At 71.3% G+C, this 17,238-nt stretch carries 12 protein-coding genes; 8 read left to right on the plus strand and 4 right to left on the minus strand.

The window, feature by feature from the left end:
- The first annotated feature begins 198 nt into the window (after positions 1-198).
- From NGK70_RS12740 to NGK70_RS12765, 6 genes are all read left to right on the plus strand, one after another.
- Positions 199-1,962, plus strand: a complete 1,764-nt coding sequence (locus NGK70_RS12740) for a putative bifunctional diguanylate cyclase/phosphodiesterase (protein WP_251973568.1) — start codon at positions 199-201, stop codon at positions 1,960-1,962.
- Positions 1,963-2,141: 179 nt separating this feature from the next.
- Positions 2,142-2,924, plus strand: coding sequence for an SDR family oxidoreductase (locus NGK70_RS12745; RefSeq protein ID WP_251973569.1), 783 nt, complete (start codon positions 2,142-2,144; stop codon positions 2,922-2,924).
- 25 nt (positions 2,925-2,949) lie between these two features.
- Entirely contained in the window at positions 2,950-3,666 is a 717-nt protein-coding gene (locus NGK70_RS12750) for a YceH family protein (RefSeq protein WP_251973570.1), read from the plus strand.
- A 3-nt stretch (positions 3,667-3,669) separates the two neighbouring features.
- Positions 3,670-4,089, plus strand: coding sequence for an acyl-CoA thioesterase (locus tag NGK70_RS12755; RefSeq protein WP_251973571.1), 420 nt, complete (start codon positions 3,670-3,672; stop codon positions 4,087-4,089).
- Positions 4,090-4,155: 66 nt separating this feature from the next.
- Positions 4,156-5,685, plus strand: a complete 1,530-nt coding sequence (locus tag NGK70_RS12760; RefSeq protein ID WP_251973572.1) for a DNA recombination protein RmuC — start codon at positions 4,156-4,158, stop codon at positions 5,683-5,685.
- Positions 5,682-6,971 carry an MFS transporter gene (locus NGK70_RS12765; protein WP_251973573.1) on the plus strand — a complete coding sequence of 430 codons (1,290 nt, stop codon included), beginning with the start codon at positions 5,682-5,684 and terminating at the stop codon, positions 6,969-6,971. Before NGK70_RS12760 ends, NGK70_RS12765 begins: the two co-directional genes overlap by 4 nt.
- Here NGK70_RS12765 and mnmC read toward each other — a convergent pair.
- The 3 genes from mnmC to NGK70_RS12780 all read right to left on the minus strand — a co-directional run bounded on the left by mnmC (position 6,953) and on the right by NGK70_RS12780 (position 13,172).
- Complete coding sequence (mnmC, locus tag NGK70_RS12770; RefSeq protein ID WP_251973574.1) at positions 6,953-9,049, minus strand: bifunctional tRNA (5-methylaminomethyl-2-thiouridine)(34)-methyltransferase MnmC2/FAD-dependent 5-carboxymethylaminomethyl-2-thiouridine(34) oxidoreductase MnmC1; 2,097 nt, start codon at positions 9,047-9,049, stop codon at positions 6,953-6,955. The genes NGK70_RS12765 and mnmC overlap by 19 nt on opposite strands.
- Positions 9,050-9,312: 263 nt before the next feature.
- Positions 9,313-10,179, minus strand: coding sequence for a 4Fe-4S dicluster domain-containing protein (locus tag NGK70_RS12775; protein ID WP_251973575.1), 867 nt, complete (start codon positions 10,177-10,179; stop codon positions 9,313-9,315).
- Positions 10,176-13,172 (minus strand): molybdopterin-dependent oxidoreductase, encoded by a 2,997-nt coding sequence (locus NGK70_RS12780; protein WP_251973768.1) that lies wholly within the window; start codon positions 13,170-13,172, stop codon positions 10,176-10,178. Before NGK70_RS12780 ends, NGK70_RS12775 begins: the two co-directional genes overlap by 4 nt.
- Positions 13,173-13,290: 118 nt before the next feature.
- Between NGK70_RS12780 and NGK70_RS12785 the strand changes: the two genes are divergently transcribed.
- Entirely contained in the window at positions 13,291-13,887 is a 597-nt protein-coding gene (locus NGK70_RS12785) for a VOC family protein (RefSeq protein ID WP_251973576.1), read from the plus strand.
- 104 nt (positions 13,888-13,991) lie between these two features.
- On the opposite strand, the gene NGK70_RS12790 is transcribed toward NGK70_RS12785, so the two are convergent.
- On the minus strand, positions 13,992-14,171 hold the full coding sequence (locus NGK70_RS12790) for a hypothetical protein (protein WP_251973577.1): 180 nt from the start codon (positions 14,169-14,171) through the stop codon (positions 13,992-13,994).
- Positions 14,172-14,543: 372 nt separating this feature from the next.
- On the opposite strand from NGK70_RS12790, the gene NGK70_RS12795 reads away from it, so the two are divergent.
- Positions 14,544-17,225: a hypothetical protein gene (locus NGK70_RS12795; RefSeq protein WP_251973578.1), complete on the plus strand. Its 2,682-nt coding sequence runs from the start codon at positions 14,544-14,546 to the stop codon at positions 17,223-17,225.
- The last annotated feature ends 13 nt before the right edge of the window (positions 17,226-17,238 follow it).

The raw sequence follows: 17,238 nt of genomic DNA on the forward strand, positions 1-17,238 counted from the left end.
GGGGCCGGGCGTGACGCTGCCACCCACGGAGTTTGTTGCATGCTCACCCGCCCAGAACGCTTGGACACGCCCACTGAAACTGCCTCGCCCGCGCCGGACGGCGGATGTGCGGGTCCGTGTGCGTCGGGCGACTGCACCACCGGCGCCGGCGCCGGCGTCGGCACCGGTACAAGTGCCAGGACCGGCAGGCTGCCCCCGGTGCTGCCCTGCGAGGCCGGCGACGAGGTGGGCGGCTGCCCCTCCTGGCCGGCGATCTGTGCCTCCGAGCGCCGTCTGCGCCGCGCGCTCTGGGCCAGCGGTGCCAGCGTCTGGGAGTGGCAGCAGGCCGAGGACCTCCTTGTGATGGACCCCATCAGCCTGCCCGGCGGGGTGCTCAGGCTGCCGACGCTGTCGCCAGCGGAGTTCATGCAGCGCCTGCACCCGGAGGACGCCGAGCCCGCTGGGCAGACCTGGCGCTCGCACCTGCAGGGGGTGCGGCCGGACTTCGAGATGTCGCTGCGCCTGCCCCATGCGGGCCGGCTGCGTTGGCTGCGGCTGCATGGGCGCGCCGTCGAGCGCGGGGCGGATGGCCAGGCGCTGCGCGTCATCGGCACCGTCAAGGACATGACGGGCGAGCGCGAGGCTGCCGAGGCGCTCCAGGCCATGGCGCGCGAGCTGGAGCAGGTGGCCGGCCGCGATGGCCTCACCGACCTGCCCAACCGCAGCGGGCTGGAGAGCTACCTGACGAGCCGCCTGGGCAGCACGGGCGGCTTTGCACTGCTGCAGCTGGACATCGAGGGCTTCAAGGACATCAACGATTCCTACGGGCATGAGGCCGGTGACCGCCTGCTGCGGGCGGCCTCCGAGCGCTTGCGTGGGGTGATCGGCCCCACCCGCGACGGCCTGCTGGCGCGCTGGAGCGGCACCAGCTTCTGCGCCGTGCTGCCGCCCGACAGCGGCGAGACGGAGGTGCGCGCCACCGCACAGGGGGTGATCGCCGCGTTCTCTTCCTCCTTCGAGATCGGGGGACACCAGGTGTCGCTCACCCCCAGCATCGGCGCCGTGCTGGCCCACCGTGATGGCGACACCGCGGTGGAGCTGCTGCGCAAGGTCGATGTGGCCACCTGTGCCGCGCGCGAGCCCGGCCGCAACGGGCTGGCCTTCTACGACGCCGGGCTGGAGGACGACGTGCAGCGCCGCGTGCGCCTGTTCAGCCTGCTGCGTGCCGATGCCGAGCGCAACGGTTTCGCCTTCGTTGCGCAGCCCAAGGTCGATGCGGCCGGCCGCGCGATCGGGGCCGAGCTGCTGATGCGCTGGCCCACCGAGGCCTTCGGCTACGTCTCGCCGGTGGAGTTCATTCCGATGGCCGAGAAGCTCGGCCTGATCGGCCTGATGGGCCGCCACGCCCTGCACGCGGCGGCCCGCCTGGCCGCGCGCTGCCAGGCGGCCGGGCAGGCGCTGCCGGTGGCGGTCAACCTGTCGCCCAAGCAGCTGCTGCAGCCTGGCCTGGACCGCCAGCTGCTGCTGGCCTGCGAGCGCGCCGGCATCGCCCCGGCACTGCTGGAGCTGGAGCTGACCGAGTCGGCGCTGCTGGTGGGCATGGAGGTGGTCACGCCGGTGCTGCAGCGGCTGCGCCGGCAGGGCTTCTCGCTGGCGCTGGACGACTTCGGTACCGGCTACTCCTCGCTGAGCTACCTGCGCCAGCTGCCCTTCACCAAGGTCAAGATCGACCGCAGCTTCGTGATGGACATCGAGCGCGATGCGCGCGCGCTGCAGATGCTCGAACCGATGCTGCGGCTGTGCGAGGTGCTGGGCATGTCCACCGTGGCCGAGGGCGTTGAGACGCCCGCCCAGTTCGAGGCGCTGCGCCAGCTCGGCGTGCCCGAGTTCCAGGGCTACCACTTCGCGCGGCCGATGCCGCTGGAAGACTGGGCCCGGCGCGTCGAGCAGGCCGCCGGTGCGCCGGTGCCCTTGCCTGGCTGAGGAGTGTCCTGCGCACGGGTGGCCGTGCTGCTGCCTGGCGGGCGGGGCGCCATGCAGGGGCCTTGAGCGGCGTCAGCCCGGGCATCCCAGCCGCGTTTGCCGCCGGATGGCTCGTGCTATCTTCGTTGGCATCGCGGCCACCCACCGGCCGCACACAACGACAACGGAGCCTGAGAGCCATGAGTTATGCGATCGATCTATCCGGCCGGGTGGCCCTGGTCACCGGCGCTTCCAGCGGCCTGGGCGCCCAGTTCGCACGCACCCTGGCCAAAGCCGGCGCGGCGGTGGTGCTGGCGGGGCGCCGCACCGATCGGCTCAAGGAGCTGCGTGCCGAGATCGAGGGGCAGGGCGGCGACGCCCATGTCATCAGCCTGGACGTGACGGACGTGAGCAGCATCCAGGCCGCGGTGGCCCACGCCGAGACCGAGGTGGGCACGCTTGACATCCTGATCAACAACTCGGGCGTCAGCACCACGCAGAAGCTGCTGGACGTCGAGCCCGAGGACTACGACTTCATCTTCGACACCAACGTGCGCGGCGCCTTCTTCGTCGCCCAGGAGGTCGGCCGGCGCATGGTGCAGCGCGCCCGCGGCGCGGCGCCGGGCACCTACACGGGCGGGCGTATCGTCAACATCGCGTCGATGGCCGGGCTGCGCGTGCTCAGCCAGATCGGCGTGTACGCGATGAGCAAGGCTGCGGTGATCCACATGACCCGCGCGATGGCGCTGGAGTGGGGCAAGTTCGGCATCAACGTCAACGCCATCTGCCCGGGCTACATCGACACCGAGATCAACCACCACCACTGGCAGACCGAGGGCGGCCAGAAGCTGGTGCAGATGCTGCCGCGCAAGCGCGTGGGCCAGCCGCAGGACCTGGACACCACGCTGCTGATGCTCTGCGCCAACGAGAGCCACTTCATCAACGGTGCCGTGATCCAGGCCGACGACGGCTTCGGCATCTGATGCGCCCGGCACAGGAGGCCCGACGATGAGGGATCTGAGCCCGCTGGAAGCGCGTGTGGTCGCGGTGCTGGTCGAGAAGCAGGCGACGGTGCCCGACACCTACCCGATGTCGCTCAACGCCCTGCTGGCCGGCATCAACCAGAAGACCGCGCGTGAGCCGGTCATGAACGTGGCCGAGTCGCTGCTGCTGACCGCGCTGGACGAGCTGAAGTCGATGAGCCTGGTCTTCGAGGGCAGCGGCAGCCGGGTGGTGCGCTACGAGCACAACCTCGGGCGCGTGCTGGTGGTGCCCAGCCAGGCGGTGGCGCTGCTGGCCACACTGATGCTGCGCGGCCCGCAGACCGCCGCCGAGCTGCGCCAGCACAGCGAGCGGCTGCACCGCTTTGCCGACATCTCCTCGGTCGAGGCCTTCCTGGAAGAGCTGGCCGACCGCTACCCGCCCAAGGTGCAGAAGCTGCCGCGCGCACCCGGCGCCCGCGAATCGCGCTGGGTGCACCTGCTCTGCGGCCCGCCGGACGAGGCGCTGCTGCACCCCGCCCCCGCGGCGCCCGGCAGCGCCCCCGCAGCGGCGACGGCAGTGGACCTCGACGAACTGGCCGTGCTGCGCGCCGAGCAGCGCCAGCTCCACGCCGAGGTGGCCGAGCTGCGGGCCCAAGTGGCGCGCCTGGCCGGCGAGCTGGGCGTGGACCTGGCGGTCCCGGCCGCGCCGGCTGCCACCGCCGCCGCCGAGCCCGGGGCCTGAGCCATGCGCTTCCTGGTCCCCGACGACAAGAAGCTCACGCACGAGATGACCTTCCCGATCCGCTGGGGGGACATGGACGCGATGGGCCACGTCAACAACACCCTCTACTTCCGCTACCTGGAGATGGTGCGCCTGGACTGGTTCGACGCGCTCGGCCTGGCGCCCAACCCGGCAGGCGAGGGGCCGGTGATCGTCAACGCCTTCTGCAACTTCTACCAGCAGCTGGAGTACCCGGCGCAGGTGCTCGCGAAGCACTACGTGCGCAACCCCGGGCGCAGCAGCTTCGACACCTACGTAACGCTGGAGCGCAGCGACCGGCCAGGCCACATCCACGCCGCCGGTGGCGCCAAGATCGTCTGGGTCGACTTCCCGAAGCAGAAGTCCACGCCGCTGCCGGCGGCCCTGCGCGCGCTGGTCAGCTGAGGCGCGCCGCGGATCAGGGCGTACCGATAGGGCACGCCGCCACAGTGCGGCTGAGACAATGCAGGGATGACTTTTGGCCAGGCCCTTGGGCTGCTCGGCGCGCTGGCGCTGCTGCAGCTGATCCTCCTCGTTCTCCTGTGGCTGCGCCTGCGGGCCACCTCGCGCCCGGATCGGCTGGAGGGCCTGCTCGACGCCTGGCAGGACGCCCAGGACGGGCGCAGCCAGCGCCTGGCGCAGGACCTGCGCGGCGAGCTGGGCGAGAGCGCGCGCGGCACCCGGCTCGAACTCGGTAGCCGGCTGGCGGAGTTCCAGCGTGCGCTGCAGGCGCAATCCAGCGACGTGGCGCGCACACAGAACGAGCAGATCGACGCCTTCCGCGTCCAGCTCGCGGCGATGCAGCAGGCCGTGACCCAGTCGCTGCAGCAGGCGGGCGCGGTGCAGGCCCAGCAGGCCCAGGCGGCGCGCGAGGCGCAGGATGCGGCGCTGCAGCGCTTTGGCAGCGCCCAGGCCGAGCAGTGGCGTGCGCTCGGTGAGGCCAACGACCGCCGGCTGGGCGAGCTGCGGGGGGCGGTCGAGCAGCGCCTGGCCGGCGTGCAGGCCAGCGTCGAGGAGCGGCTGGCCGCGCTGCAGGCCGACAACGAGAAGCGCCTGGAGCAGATGCGCGCCACGGTGGACGAGAAGCTGCACGCCACGCTGGAAACGCGGCTGGGCGAGAGCTTCCGCCACGTGGCCGAGCGGCTGGAGCAGGTGCACCGTGGCCTGGGCGAGATGCAGGCGCTGGCGCAGGGCGTGGGCGACCTCAAGCGCGTGCTGGGCAACGTCAAGACGCGCGGCATCTTCGGCGAGGTGCAGCTGGCCGCGCTGCTGGAGCAGGTCTTTACCCCGCAGCAGTACGCGCTGAACGTGGCCACGGTGCCGGGCAGCAACGAGCGGGTCGAGTTTGCGATCCGCCTGCCCGGGCGTGCGTCGTCCGGCAGTGGCGCCGACGACACCGTGTGGCTGCCGCTGGACGCCAAGTTCCCGCGCGAGGACTACGAGCGCCTGCTCGACGCGCAGGACCGCGCCGACCGCGAGGCTGCCGACGCGGCCCACCGCGCGCTGGAGCAGCGCATCCGCGACGAGGCGAAAACCATCGCCGCCAAGTACCTGGCACCGCCGCACACCACCGACTTCGCGGTGCTCTTCGTGCCCACCGAGGGCCTGTACGCCGAGCTGCTGCGCCGCCCCGGCCTGGCCGAGGCGCTGCAGCGCCAATACCGCGTCACGCTGGCCGGGCCCACCACCCTGCTGGCGCTGCTCAACAGCCTGCAGATGGGCTTTCGCACCCTGGCGCTGGAGCGGCGCAGCTCCGAGGTCTGGCAGGTGCTGGGCGCCGTCAAGACCGAGTTCGCCAAGTTTGGCGACGTGCTGGAGAAGACGCGCAAGAAGCTGCAGGAGGCCGGCAGCACCATCGAGGCGGCCGAGGTGCGCACCCGCGCCATGGCGCGCCAGCTGCGCGGCGTCGAGGCGCTTGAACCCGGGCGGGCCGACGAGCTGCTGGGGCTGGCCGATGCGCCACCGCGCATCGACCTGGCCGACGGGAGTGCCGCCCGATGACGGGCGCCCTGGCCCGGGTGCCGGGCCGCACGCTGGCGGCCCTGGTCACCGCACAGATCTGCCTGCATGCCGCCATGTCCGGCCTGCGCCTGGCGCTGCCGCTGATGCTGCTGCGCCAGGGTCCCACACCCTGGTGGAGTGCCGAGGCGGTGGCCGGCGTGATGCTGGGGCTGTTCGCCCTGGCGCCGGTGGCGCTGGCGCTGCCGGCCGGGCGCTGGGTGGACCGGCGCGGCTACCACCGGCCGGTGCACGCCTCGGTGGCGATGGTGCTGCTGGCCGGCCTGCTGGCGCTGCCGTCGGTCTGGCTCCAGGGGGGATGGCAGCTGCTGTGGCTGGTGCCCGCCGCCACGCTGGCCGGCACGGGCTGCAACGTCGGCCTGATCGCGATGCAGCGCACCGCCGGCCAGCTGGTGCAGCGGGCGGCGCAGGCGGCTGATGACGCCGACCCGGCCGAGCTGCGCCGCGTCTTCAGCTGGCTGGGGTTGGCTCCGGCATTGAGCAACGTCATCGGCCCGGTGCTGGTGGGCCTGCTGATCGACGCGCAGGGCTTTGCGCTGGCCTATGCGGTGATGGCCGTGCTGCCCTTGCTCACCCTGGCCTGGTCGAGGCGCATCCCGCGTGAGCAGCGGCCGGTCTGGTCGCCCTCGCAGGCGGCGGCGCTGGCGGCCGAGCGCCATTCGCCGCTGGGCCTGCTGCGCCTGCCGGGCGTGGCCAGCCTGCTGGCGCTGAACTGGTTCTTCTCCAGCAGCTGGGACCTGCATGCCTTCCTGGTGCCGCTGCTGGGGCACGAGCGGGGCCTGAGCGCCTCGGCCATCGGCAGCGTGCTCGGTCTGTTCGCCTTCGCGGTGTCGGCGGTGCGCCTGCTGATCCCGCTGGTGGCGCGGCGCTGGAGCGAGCGCCAGGTGCTGACCGGCTCCAGCATCGTGGTGGCCGCCTGCTTCGTGGTCTACCCCTGGGCGCAGACGGCAGCGGCCATGGCCGCCTGCGCGCTGGTGCTCGGGCTGGCGCTGGGCGCGGTGCAGCCGATGATCATGACCACGCTGCACCACCTCGCGCCGCCGGCCCAGCAGGGCGAGGCGATCGCGCTGCGCTCCACCGTCATCAACCTCTCCAGCACCCTGCTGCCGATGGGCTTTGGCCTGATCGGCGCGGCGCTGGGGCCCTCGCTGCTGTTTCGCGGCATGGCGCTGCTGCTGCTGGTCGGCGCGCTGCCGCTGGTGGCGCGGCTGCACGCGGTGAGTTCGCAGGCCGGTTCATCCCCAGGTCCTCAGCCGCCGCCGCGCTGAGACCGCAGCAGGAAGCGGGCAGGGTCCAGCGCGTCGCGCAGCTCGCTGTCCACCGGGCAGGGCGCGCCCGTGACCCAGCTCGCCAGCAGCTCGGCGGCCAGCACCGCGCTGGTCAGCCCGCGCGAGCCCAGCCCGGTGCAGACGTACAGGCCGCCGTCGGCGTCGTGGCCGCGCGGCAGCTGCCGGGCGGCGTCCAGCCGGGCACCGGCGGCGCGGGCGCGTTCCAGCGCCGCCGCATCGACCAGCGGGCCGACCAGCGGCAGCCGGTCCGGCGTGGTGGCCCGCCAGCCGCAGCGCCCGTCCAGCTCGCCCGGCGTCAGGCCCAGCTGCCCCAGCAGCGCGGGCAGCGCGAGCTGATCGGCGGGCGCTGTGTCCCGCCGTTCAGCGCCAAAGAGCCCCAGCGCCGCGGCCCGCTGCAGGTTCTCCACGTGGTCGCCGTCGCGCACGGTCGGGTCATCGTCATCGAGCTGGGTGGTCGCGCCGGTCAGCACCCGGCCGTCGGGCAGCGCCAGCGCATAGCCGGCGCCTGCCAGGGCCGCACGCGGCACCCGCACCGCGCCCCGCTCGATCGCCCGCGCCGGCAGCACGGTGGTCTGGCCACGCGCCGCCGCCAGCGGCAGCGGCGTGGGCGCCAGCGTCGCCGTGTGCGCGCCGGCTGCCAGCAGGCGGGGGATGTCCAGCGCCTGCGCCAGCACCACCACCGGCGCATCGGCGATCGGCTGGCCCTGCTCATCGAGCGCCTGCCAATGGCGCCCACCCGCCGCAGCGTCGATCCGTGCCAGCCGCGCCACGCGCCGCCCGCCCAGAAAGGCCGCCCCCGCCAAGCGCTGTGCCTCGCCCAGCAGCCAGCCGCACCAGTCGTGTGGCGACAGCCAGCCTCCTTGCCCGAACCACCAGCCGCCCTGCGGCAGCGGCAGGCCGATCCGCGCGGAGGCCTCGCCCGCATCCAGCCAGCGCAGGAACGTATCCGGCAGGCCGACATCGGCGAGCCGCGCCTCGGCCCGCCCGCGGTCCAGCCGGGTCTCCAGGCGCAGGAAGCCGTCGACCCGGCCCGCCACCTCGCCACGCGCGATGGGCGGGCCCGCCAACTGCGCCGTGCGCAACCCGCCGGCGCGGAACCAGCGCGCGTGCAGGCTGTCCGGCGCGTTGAAGATCGGGTGCATCAGCCCGCCCGGGTTGCCGGAGGTGCGCCCGGCCGGCGCCGGCTCGGCGTCGATCACCTGCGCGCGCCAGCCCTGCTGCGCCAGCGCCCAGGCCGCCGCGCAGCCCGCCAGCCCGGCGCCGATCACGAGGGCCTCGCGTGCTGATGCGGGCGGCTCGCCGCTCACCGGCCGGAACGCCACCGGCGCCGGCGTGCGAAAGCGCGGCGCAAAGCGGGCCACCGTCATCTCGCGCTTGGCGCCAAAGCCCGCGCGCAGCTCGACCGTGAAGCCCGCCGACGCCAGCCCGTCGCGCACCGCCCGCGCGGCGCTCCAGGTGGCCGCAGTGGCGCCCGGCGCGGCGACCCGGCCCAGGCGCATGAAGACCTCCGGCGTCCACATGGCGGCGTTGCGTGCCGGCGCAAACCCGTCCAGGTAGATCGCGTCGGCCTCCAGCTGCAGCCCGCGCAGCCGCTCGTTCACATCGCCCAGCGCCAGGTGCAGCTGCACCCGGCCGTCCTCGAAGTCCAGGCGGTGCACATCCGGCGTGGCCAGCGGCCAGGCCGCCACCAGCTGCGCGGTCAGCCCGGGCAGCTCGCGCGCGCCATCGCTGGCCGCGTGCACCCGCGCAATGTCCGCGCGCGTGGCCGGGTGCTTCTCGATGGCCACGTACACCAGCCGCTCGCTGCGCCGCGGATCGTCCCGCCACGCCGCCCAGGTGGCCAGGAAGTTGTGCCCCAGCCCGAAGCCGGTCTCCAGCACCACGAACCGCTGCCGCCCCGCCCAGCGCTGCGGCAGCCCGTTGCCGCCCAGGAACACATGCCACGCCTGCGCCAGCGCGCCCTCGCTGCTGTGATACACGTCGCCAAAGTCAGGCGCGGTGGGGATGCCCTGCGGGTCGAACTCGATGCGGGCGGGGGTGATCGGGGAGCGGAGCATGGGCCGGGGCAAGGCAGACAGGCCCGGCATTGTCGGGCCGGTACGGGCGCTTGGCCGGGGGCGGGGGCTCAAGTGGCGGCACGGCCTTGACGCGGGACAAGGGGAGGGGTGAGCCGAGCATGGGCTTCGGCCGACCGGTCGGTGAAGCGATGAAGAAGGAAGACCAGCTTGCCGTGGTCGATGAACGGCCGGGTCGCCTTCTGAAGGGATGGCCACCCACGCTGCCAGGACGGTCTGCCTTGAACGGCACCCGACGAGCGCGTTCAATCCGGCGATAGACGCAAAGCTTGCAAGGTGGCACTCCCGACCAGATTGACGTCCTGCCCAGCGGCCGTCCGATGCCGATGGCCGACCTGCAGTTCGTAGCGTCGCGCCACGTTCGGTAAATCCCGCAACCGATACTCCCCAAACGCATCCGTCACCGCCCGCGCCACCACCTGGCCGGCGTGTGACAGCGTCACCTCCGCACCCTCGATGCACTCCTCCACCCCATCGCGCAGCGTCACCACGCTGCCCGCCAGCACCCAGTGGGTGAAGCGCTTCAGGTTGCGGTAGTGCACCCGGGGGCGAGTGCCGAGTTCGGGTTTCAGCACCTCCAGGCCCTGTTCGGCGGCGAGGGCGGCCATCTCGGCGTCGCTGACCTTCACGGCGCGGATCGCCTCCGTCGGGCAGGCCTGGGCGCAGCGCGGGGCTTTCCAGCCTTGGTCGAGCAGGTGGGCGTCGAAGATCCAGTGCTGGGGGAGTTGGAGTTCCTCGTTCCACCAGACGGCGCCGTAGGGGCAGGCGTCGACCAGGTCGCGCCGGCCGCGGGCGGCCTGGGGGTCGATGAGGACGATGCCGTCGTCGCGCTTCTTCACCGCACCCTGGCCCACTTTGACGCAGGGCGCGTCGTCGCAGTGGTTGCACAGCGTGGGCAGGTTGACGATGTCGACGATGGGCGCCTGGCCGTGTTCGGCTCGCTTCATCTCCAGCCAGTGGTGGCCGTGCAGCGGTTGCGGGGCGGCGTAGCCGGGGAAATCATTGCCGACGTGTTCGTCCTTCACCGCCAGCACGCAGTTGTTGCAGTTGTTGCAGCGGTCGATGTCGATGATGAGGTTCCACTTCGGCGTGCTGCTGTTCATGGTGTTCATGCCCGCACCTCCGCACCCGCCTGAGCACCCACGGCTGCGCGCGCCGGGGTGTTGAGCGGCCGTCGGCGCTCGGGCGGCAGCTCGCCGGCCCAGCGGCGCACCTGCACTTGCGCGGTCATCGCGGCGGTGGAGGCGGTCTTGGCGACCTGCTGGCGTTTGGGCGTGAGCAGGTTCATGCAGCCGCCGATGTCCGGCGATTCACCTGGCACGCCCAGCGGCTCGTAGGTGGCGCAGGACTCGAAGCTGTGCAGCACGCCGGCCGGCAAGGTGGCGGTGAGGTCGGCGGCGCAGATCACCGTGCCGCGGTCGTTGAAGACCTCCACCAGGTCGTGGTGGGCGATGCCGCGTGCGGCGGCGTCGGCCGGGCTGATGCGCAGGATCCACCAGAAGTGTCCGTCCTTCCAGACGCGGTGGTCGCGGATGTCCTTGATGGCGGAGTCCTTGCCGTCGCTCATGGTGTGGAAGGAGAAGCGCTGGTGCGGGGTGATCAATTGCAGCGGGTAGTTCACGCCGTGCTCGGTGTGCGGGCTTTCCCAGGCGGGGATGTAGCGGTTCAGCGGCGGGCGGTCCGGGCTCTCGGGGTCGAAGCGCTTCAATGACGAGGAGACGAACTCGATCTTGCCGGTCTGCGTCTGCAGGCCTTCGCCGTACTTGGAGGAGTAGGCGCCGGGCAGGGGGTAGGGCTCGGGCACGTCCTTCTGGCGCCCGTCGAGGTACCACTGCATGTCGCGCGGCGGGCGCAGGCCGGCAGGGGCGGGCGGCACGACGAAGTAGCCCTTCTTGAGGAACTGCCGCCAGCTGACGTGTTTAGGCAGGTCGGTGGAGTCGAAGACGCGGCGGCACCAGTCCAGCTCGGTCATGCCCTCGGAGAAGTAGGTGCCCAGGCCGAGGCGCTTGCAGATGTCCCAGAAGATCTGGTAGTCGGACTTCGACTCGCCCAGCGGCTCGATGCACTGGTGCTGCATCGCGATGACGCGGTGGTTGAGCTGCTCCTGCATGTGCAGGCCGAAGCCGCCGGCGTTGCCCCACTCGCCGATGTCGTCGCGCTCGAACTGGGTGCAGGCCGGCAGGATGATGTCGGCGAACTTCGCCTCGCCCTCGTCCCAGATCGACTGGTTGACGACGAACTCCAGGTTCGGGCTCTGGTACATCGCGACGAAGCGGCCCGACTCGCCGATGGTGCCGAAGGACGAGCCGCCGTAGCGGTAGAGCATCTTGACCTTCGAGTAACCGGGCGCCGGGTAGATCGTGCGGCGGAACTGGCCCTCGATCGAGCTGGGGTCGAGCGGGTAGCCCTCGGCCTGGCCCTCCAGGATGGCCTCGGGCAGGCGCTGGCGGGGGATGGTCTGCGTGACCGGGTTGACCGACACCAGGTGCGGCATGCGGGTGTAGTTGTTGGCGGCGGCGGCCGTCTGGTTCAGCTCGCCGGAGATGCCGCCCTCGGCGTAGCCGGGGAAGTAGAAGTGCAGGTCCACCGGCGTGCCGCCCTGCAGGTTGCCGAAGTTGACGCCCGGGCGGCCCCAGCCGCGCATGGCCATCAGCAGGATCATGGCGCGCGCCCACTGCGTGCCGTTGGCGCCGCGGCAGGCGCCGCCCAGGCCGCTGCCGCGCACCCCCGGGGCGAGATAGGTCTTCTTCTTGGCCCACAGGCGGGCCAGTGCCCGCACGTCGCGCGCCGGGATGCCGGTCTCGGCCTCCTGCCACTCGGGCGTCTTCGGGATGCCGTCGCTGTCGCCCATCACGTAGGCGCGCCACTCGTCGAAGCCGGTGGTGCGCCGGGCGACGAAGTCCCGGTCGTACAGGTCCTCGGCGATCCAGACCTGCATGATGGCGATCGCCAGCGCGTTGTCGGTGCCGGGGCGGATCGGCATCCACTTGCCGCCCATCATCCCGGCGGTGGGGCAGTAGTGCGGGTTGATGTGCACGAACTGCATGCCCAGCTGCTTGCCCCAGAGGCGGCGCTGGCCGCCGTCCTGCCCGCCGTAGGTGCCGAACTGCGATTCCGGGTCGCTGGACCAGAAGATGATCAGCTCGCACTCTTCCAGGCAGTCCTGCAGCGTGCCGTAGTTGGTCGGCGAACCGAGGCGGAAGCTGTTGCCCAGGTGGTGCATCGCGCCCCAGTACCAGCCCTCCCAGCTGTCCGGGTTGAGCGCCACGCGGGTCACGCCGATGGCGTTGCCGAAGCGCATCAGCGCGCTCAGGTAGTAGCCGACGTTGCCCCACTGGTGGTGGGAGGAGTGGTAGGTCGCGATGGCGCCCGGGCCGTGCTCGCGCTTCATGCGCAGGATCTCGCCGGCCACGATGTCCAGCGCCTCTTCCCAGCTGATGCGCTCATAGCCGCTGACGCCGCGGTTCGCCTCGTTGCGCTGGCCGGGAGGCTGGCTGGGGTCGAAGTCCACCCGCTTCATCGGGTAGAGCAGGCGCTGGTCGGAGTAGACGGTGGACTTCACCGCCAGCGCGTGCGGCGCCACGTTGGCACGGCGCTGCGGCCTGAAGACCTGGCCGCGCGCGGGCATGGCCCAGCTGGGTGCGTCCTCGGCATCGTCGAACTCGATGGGGGTGACGCGCAGGATGCGCCCGTCCTTGACGTAGACGAACAGCGGGCCGCCGTTGGTCACCTGGGTGAAGCGGCGCGAGCCGTCGGGCATCGGCAGGCCGCGTTCCAGGCCGACGGTGCGGATCAGGTTGAGCAGCTGCATGAACCAGGCGATGCCGTCCTCGTCGCCCTGCACCATGGCCTTGAAGTTCTTGGCCGCGTGCACGATCAGCGCCTGGTCCACGCGCGGGTCCAGGAAGCGCACGGCGGTGTCCAGGTCGCGGAACACCAGGCTCAGGTCCGGCTGGGCATGGATGCCGCGGCCGGTGGTCAGCACCCCGGCGCGGAAGCTGAACCAGCGGCCCTGGCTGCCGTCCTGCAGGCGGATCTGCGCCACGCCGTCGTAGCCGGCCATGTGGCGGGCAAAGGCGGGGTGGCGGCGCGCGAACAGGCGCATGACCTGCGACAGGCCCCAGAGGCGGGCGGAGAGGCTGATCTGCGAGAGCTTCACCAACAGGGCTCCTTGTCATAGAATTAAAATCTCAATATATGAGATTTTAGATTGGAGTGCCATGATGAGCAAGCGAGCTGGCTTCACGATCAACCACCTGGGCATCCACGTCCACGACCTGGCGGCCATGAAGGACTTCTACACCCGGGCGTTTGATTTCACCGTCACCGACGAAGGGCCGCTGCCCACCGAGGCCGGGCCGGTCAACATCGTCTTCCTCAGCCGCAGCCCGCAGACGCACCACCAGCTGGCACTGATCCAGGCGCGCCCGGAGAAGGTCGAGTTCAACGTGGTCAACCAGATCTCCTTCCTGGCCGACAGCCTGGAGACGCTGCTGGCGTCCTACAAGAAGCTGGTGGTGGAGGAGGGCCGCGTGGCACGCTCGCTCAGCCACGGCAATGCGCTGTCGTTCTACATCCACGACCCGGAGGGCAACCGGCTGGAGCTGTTCTGGAACACGCCCTGGTATGTGGTGCAGCCGATGGTGGAACTGATGGACTTCAACCAGTCGCCCGAGGTGCTCCTGGCCCAGGCTGAGGCGCACGCGCGCACGCTGCCGGGCTTCAAGCCGCGCGAGGCCTGGGTGGCCGAGATGGCCGAGCGCATGGGGGTAGGGGCTGGGACGGGGGCGGGAGTGGTACCGGGAGTGGGGGTGGCATGATCGTCAAGATGGCGCCGCGGCTGGACTTTGTGCGCCTGCAGGCGCCGCTGGGCGTGGTGCTGGTCGAGCCGCTGCGGGTCGCCGCAGGCTGAGGGCGGCCGCGGTCAGCCCAGCTCGCAGCGTCGGTGGCCGCTGACTTTGGCCCGGTACATCGCGCGGTCGGCGCGGTCGATGGCCAGGTCGATGTCTTCGTCCACGGCCAGTTCGGTGATGCCGGCGGAGAAGCTCACCGTCAGGCCCTGCCCGGGGTGCTGGGCCTGCTGGAGCTGCAGCAGTTCAGCCATGTGACGGCGGTTGTGCGACTGGGTGAGGTCGTTGCGCGCACCACCAGGTCGTGGCCCAGCAGCGAAGGCAGCTTCAAGCCGGCGCTTGGCAAGCGGATGGCAGCGGGCATGGCAGGGTCCAGGGGGCGATGCGGCTCTATCGGCGGGGGTGGGGAAGACTGGAGGGGGACGGTTGCCTCACGCGAGCGGCTGCATGTGCTGCGCTGTTCGTGATTGATTTGGCGAACGGGGTCTTGCGACCCCCTCAAGCGGGGGGTGTGGCAGCCGACAACCCGCTGGGGTCGCGAGCGCGCTGCGCCCGCGAACTTCGGCTTGCCAACCACCCAATTCGCCGCCATGCCCACATCACGCGAACCGCTGTTGATACGTCTCTTGCCAGGGTCTGCACTGGCCCTGGCCTGCCTGCTGGCAGCCTGCGGTGCCGGCGAGGATCCGGCCTCCGTCCAGGAGAACCCGGACGGCAGCTTCCAGGTCCTGGCCGGCCAGGCCGAAAAGGGGCCGCTGCTGCGCGGCTCGTCGGTGACGATCAACACGCTGACGACCGCGCCCGTGTCGGTCGCCGCGGGGACGACCCCCTTGCTGCCGGGCACCGTTGCGACCGTGCTGCCGGCGCTGGTGCCTTCCGGCGCCTCGTTCAGCATGGAGGTCAAGGACGACCACGGCAGCTTCGCGCCGCAGAGCGCGGCGATCTTCCAGAGCAACTTCATCGAAACGACGGTCCAGGGCTACTACCTCAACGAGCTGACCGGCCGGCGCGCGGAGGATCAGATCGCGCTGCGCGGGCTGAGCAACCTGAAGAGCGACAAGGCGATCAACGTCAATCTGCTGACCGACCTGTCGAAGGAGCGCACCCTCAAGCTGGCGCGCACCGCGGCGGGCAGCGCCGCCGTCACGTCGGCGGTGTTCGACAGCGCCCGCCGGCAGGCCCAATCGGAAACGTTGCGCGCCTTCGGCATCGACGCGAGCGAGCTGGGCAGCGTGGCCGCCTTCGGCGAGATGGACCTGAAGCGCCTCGGCAGCGACGCCACCGCCCGGCCCGCGGACCAGATCCTGCTGGCGCTGTCGGCGCTGGCGATGCAGGTGGGCCAGGATGGCGGCGGGGTGTCGGACTTCGTGAACCGCTTCGAGGCCGACCTCGCCGACAACGGCGTGATCGACGGTGCGGCGCTCAAGGCACAGATCCTGCAGGCCAGCGCCACCGTGGACCTGACCCGCGTCGCGGCGAACATGAACGCCTACTACGGCAGCAGCCTGTTCAATGGCGACGCGCTGGCGCAGTGGGTGGACCGCTCCGGCGGCGTGATCGGCCTGATCGGCAAGAACGTGCAGTTCACGCCCGACCTCACTTTCTCGCCCGGCACTGTCTACACCTCCCGCACGCTGACCGTGGCCGCAGCGGCCGTGCCCGCCTGCTATGGCGCGGAGGTGAACGATGCCCGCTACGGCACGGCCCAGCTGTTGAACAACGGCGCAGTGGTGGCGAACGGGCAGAAGTACCCGCTCAACACCACGACGGCCGCGCCGCTGGCACTGCGCTTCACCCCCTCCGACCCCAACGCGGTGGCCTACCTGGTGCGCTGGGATGCCGTCAGCGGCAGCTGCAGCCTGACCAGCCAGCCCAACAAGGTGCGGCTGCAGGCCTATGCAGCGGTCACGCCGGACGTGGCGCGCTTCCTGAACAAGCTGTCTGCGGACTTCGCCAAGTGCTTTGCGCTGCCGGTGACCTCGCGCGTGCTGAGCGTGGACAACAGCCTGCCCATGACGGCAGGCGGCCCGCAGGTGACCTCGGTGGCGCCGGTGTGCGAGCCGCTTGCCAGCCGCAAGGACGTGACGGGGGTGGACTTCCTGCAGAACGGTTACTCGGCCGGTCAGTACTACCACGCCATGCTCCATGACGGCAGCCTGACCAAGTCGGCCCGCATCACGCAGGTGAGCGTCCTGCGCACCCGCGCCGCTGGTGTGGCGCCGATGACCGCGAATCCCACCCTGGTGGTCAACGTCAAGTACGTCGACCGGTACAACCGCCTCGGCAACTTCGTCTCGGTGGCACAGCGGTTCTCCGGCACGTCGGCCGAGTCGGGCGACTGGTGGATCACCGGCAACCAGCAGCCGGTGGACGTCAACCTCGTGCCCTTCCTGCGCAAGTTCACCTCGCTGGCGAACTACACCACCGCCACGCCGACCATCAAGGAGCACTTCCGCAGCGCGCTGGGCGTCTTCATCACGGCCGGCGGCCCGGGCAGCCGTGCGGCGGATGGCACGGCGATCTCGGCGGTGCGGGTCTCGGCCGACGGCATGCAGAGCCTCGTGTATGTGCCGCCCGTGCAGGCCGGGCAGACCTGGATGGACCTCAGCAACACCGGCGGCGATGTCGCAGGGGCCGCAGGCAGACGCTGTGGCGCCACGGTGGGTGTCAACGGTCCCGTGAGCACGAACTGCCCGATCTTCTGGGTCGCCCGCACCACGCCGGTACTTCCGTCGGCTGCGGCGCCCGTGCTGCGGACGCCCGGTTCCACGGAAGGCAGTTGTGCCACGGCCGCCTCGGTGACTCAAACCTGTGCCTGGGGCGGCACGTGGTCGGCGCAGAACATCTCCTCCACGCTGACCATGAGCCTGCCCTTCAAGGTAGAGATCTTCTATGGCGGGCGGACCACCCCGACCCACACCTACACCAAGTACCTCAACTCGCCCTTCCCGGACCTGACCCGCGCGCACCTGGCCGGCTGGGTGGCGCTTGACAGCGCGAGCCTGGTGGCCGCCCGCCCCCTGGCCGGGCAGACCGAGGTGAACCTGGCCTGGACGGGGCAGGTGGCCAACTCGGTGGAGGTCAAGAGCGCCACGGTGTCGCTGAACACGCCGGGAGCCTCGATCGCCACGCCCGACGAAGCGGTGCTGCGCGGCAGCACAAGCGTGCTCGTCGCGCCGGGAGCGGAACTGCAGTACAGCACGCCGACCAGCTACACCGGCACCAACCAGCGCGCGCTCCTGCTGAACCTGCGCACCTGGGACGGCAGCTCGCGCTCGGTCTGGACCAGCTACGACACGGCCAACTGAGTCGCTGATTCGC

The sequence above is a fragment of the Sphaerotilus microaerophilus genome (genome assembly GCF_023734135.1).
Classification (GTDB): domain Bacteria; phylum Pseudomonadota; class Gammaproteobacteria; order Burkholderiales; family Burkholderiaceae_C; genus Sphaerotilus; species Sphaerotilus microaerophilus.

Excerpts from the sequence above, each read along its gene's own strand:
- NGK70_RS12775 (WP_251973575.1), bottom strand. The coding sequence starts at position 10,179 with ATGAACACCATGAACAGCAGCACGCCGAAGTGGAACCTCATCATCGAC.
- NGK70_RS12755 (WP_251973571.1), top strand. The coding sequence starts at position 3,670 with ATGCGCTTCCTGGTCCCCGACGACAAGAAGCTCACGCACGAGATGACC.
- NGK70_RS12760 (WP_251973572.1), top strand. The coding sequence starts at position 4,156 with ATGACTTTTGGCCAGGCCCTTGGGCTGCTCGGCGCGCTGGCGCTGCTG.
- NGK70_RS12790 (WP_251973577.1), bottom strand. The coding sequence starts at position 14,171 with ATGGCTGAACTGCTGCAGCTCCAGCAGGCCCAGCACCCCGGGCAGGGC.
- NGK70_RS12750 (WP_251973570.1), top strand. The coding sequence starts at position 2,950 with ATGAGGGATCTGAGCCCGCTGGAAGCGCGTGTGGTCGCGGTGCTGGTC.
- mnmC (WP_251973574.1), bottom strand. The coding sequence starts at position 9,049 with ATGCTCCGCTCCCCGATCACCCCCGCCCGCATCGAGTTCGACCCGCAG.
- NGK70_RS12765 (WP_251973573.1), top strand. The coding sequence starts at position 5,682 with ATGACGGGCGCCCTGGCCCGGGTGCCGGGCCGCACGCTGGCGGCCCTG.
- NGK70_RS12780 (WP_251973768.1), bottom strand. The coding sequence starts at position 13,172 with ATGCGCCTGTTCGCGCGCCGCCACCCCGCCTTTGCCCGCCACATGGCC.
- NGK70_RS12745 (WP_251973569.1), top strand. The coding sequence starts at position 2,142 with ATGAGTTATGCGATCGATCTATCCGGCCGGGTGGCCCTGGTCACCGGC.
- NGK70_RS12785 (WP_251973576.1), top strand. The coding sequence starts at position 13,291 with ATGAGCAAGCGAGCTGGCTTCACGATCAACCACCTGGGCATCCACGTC.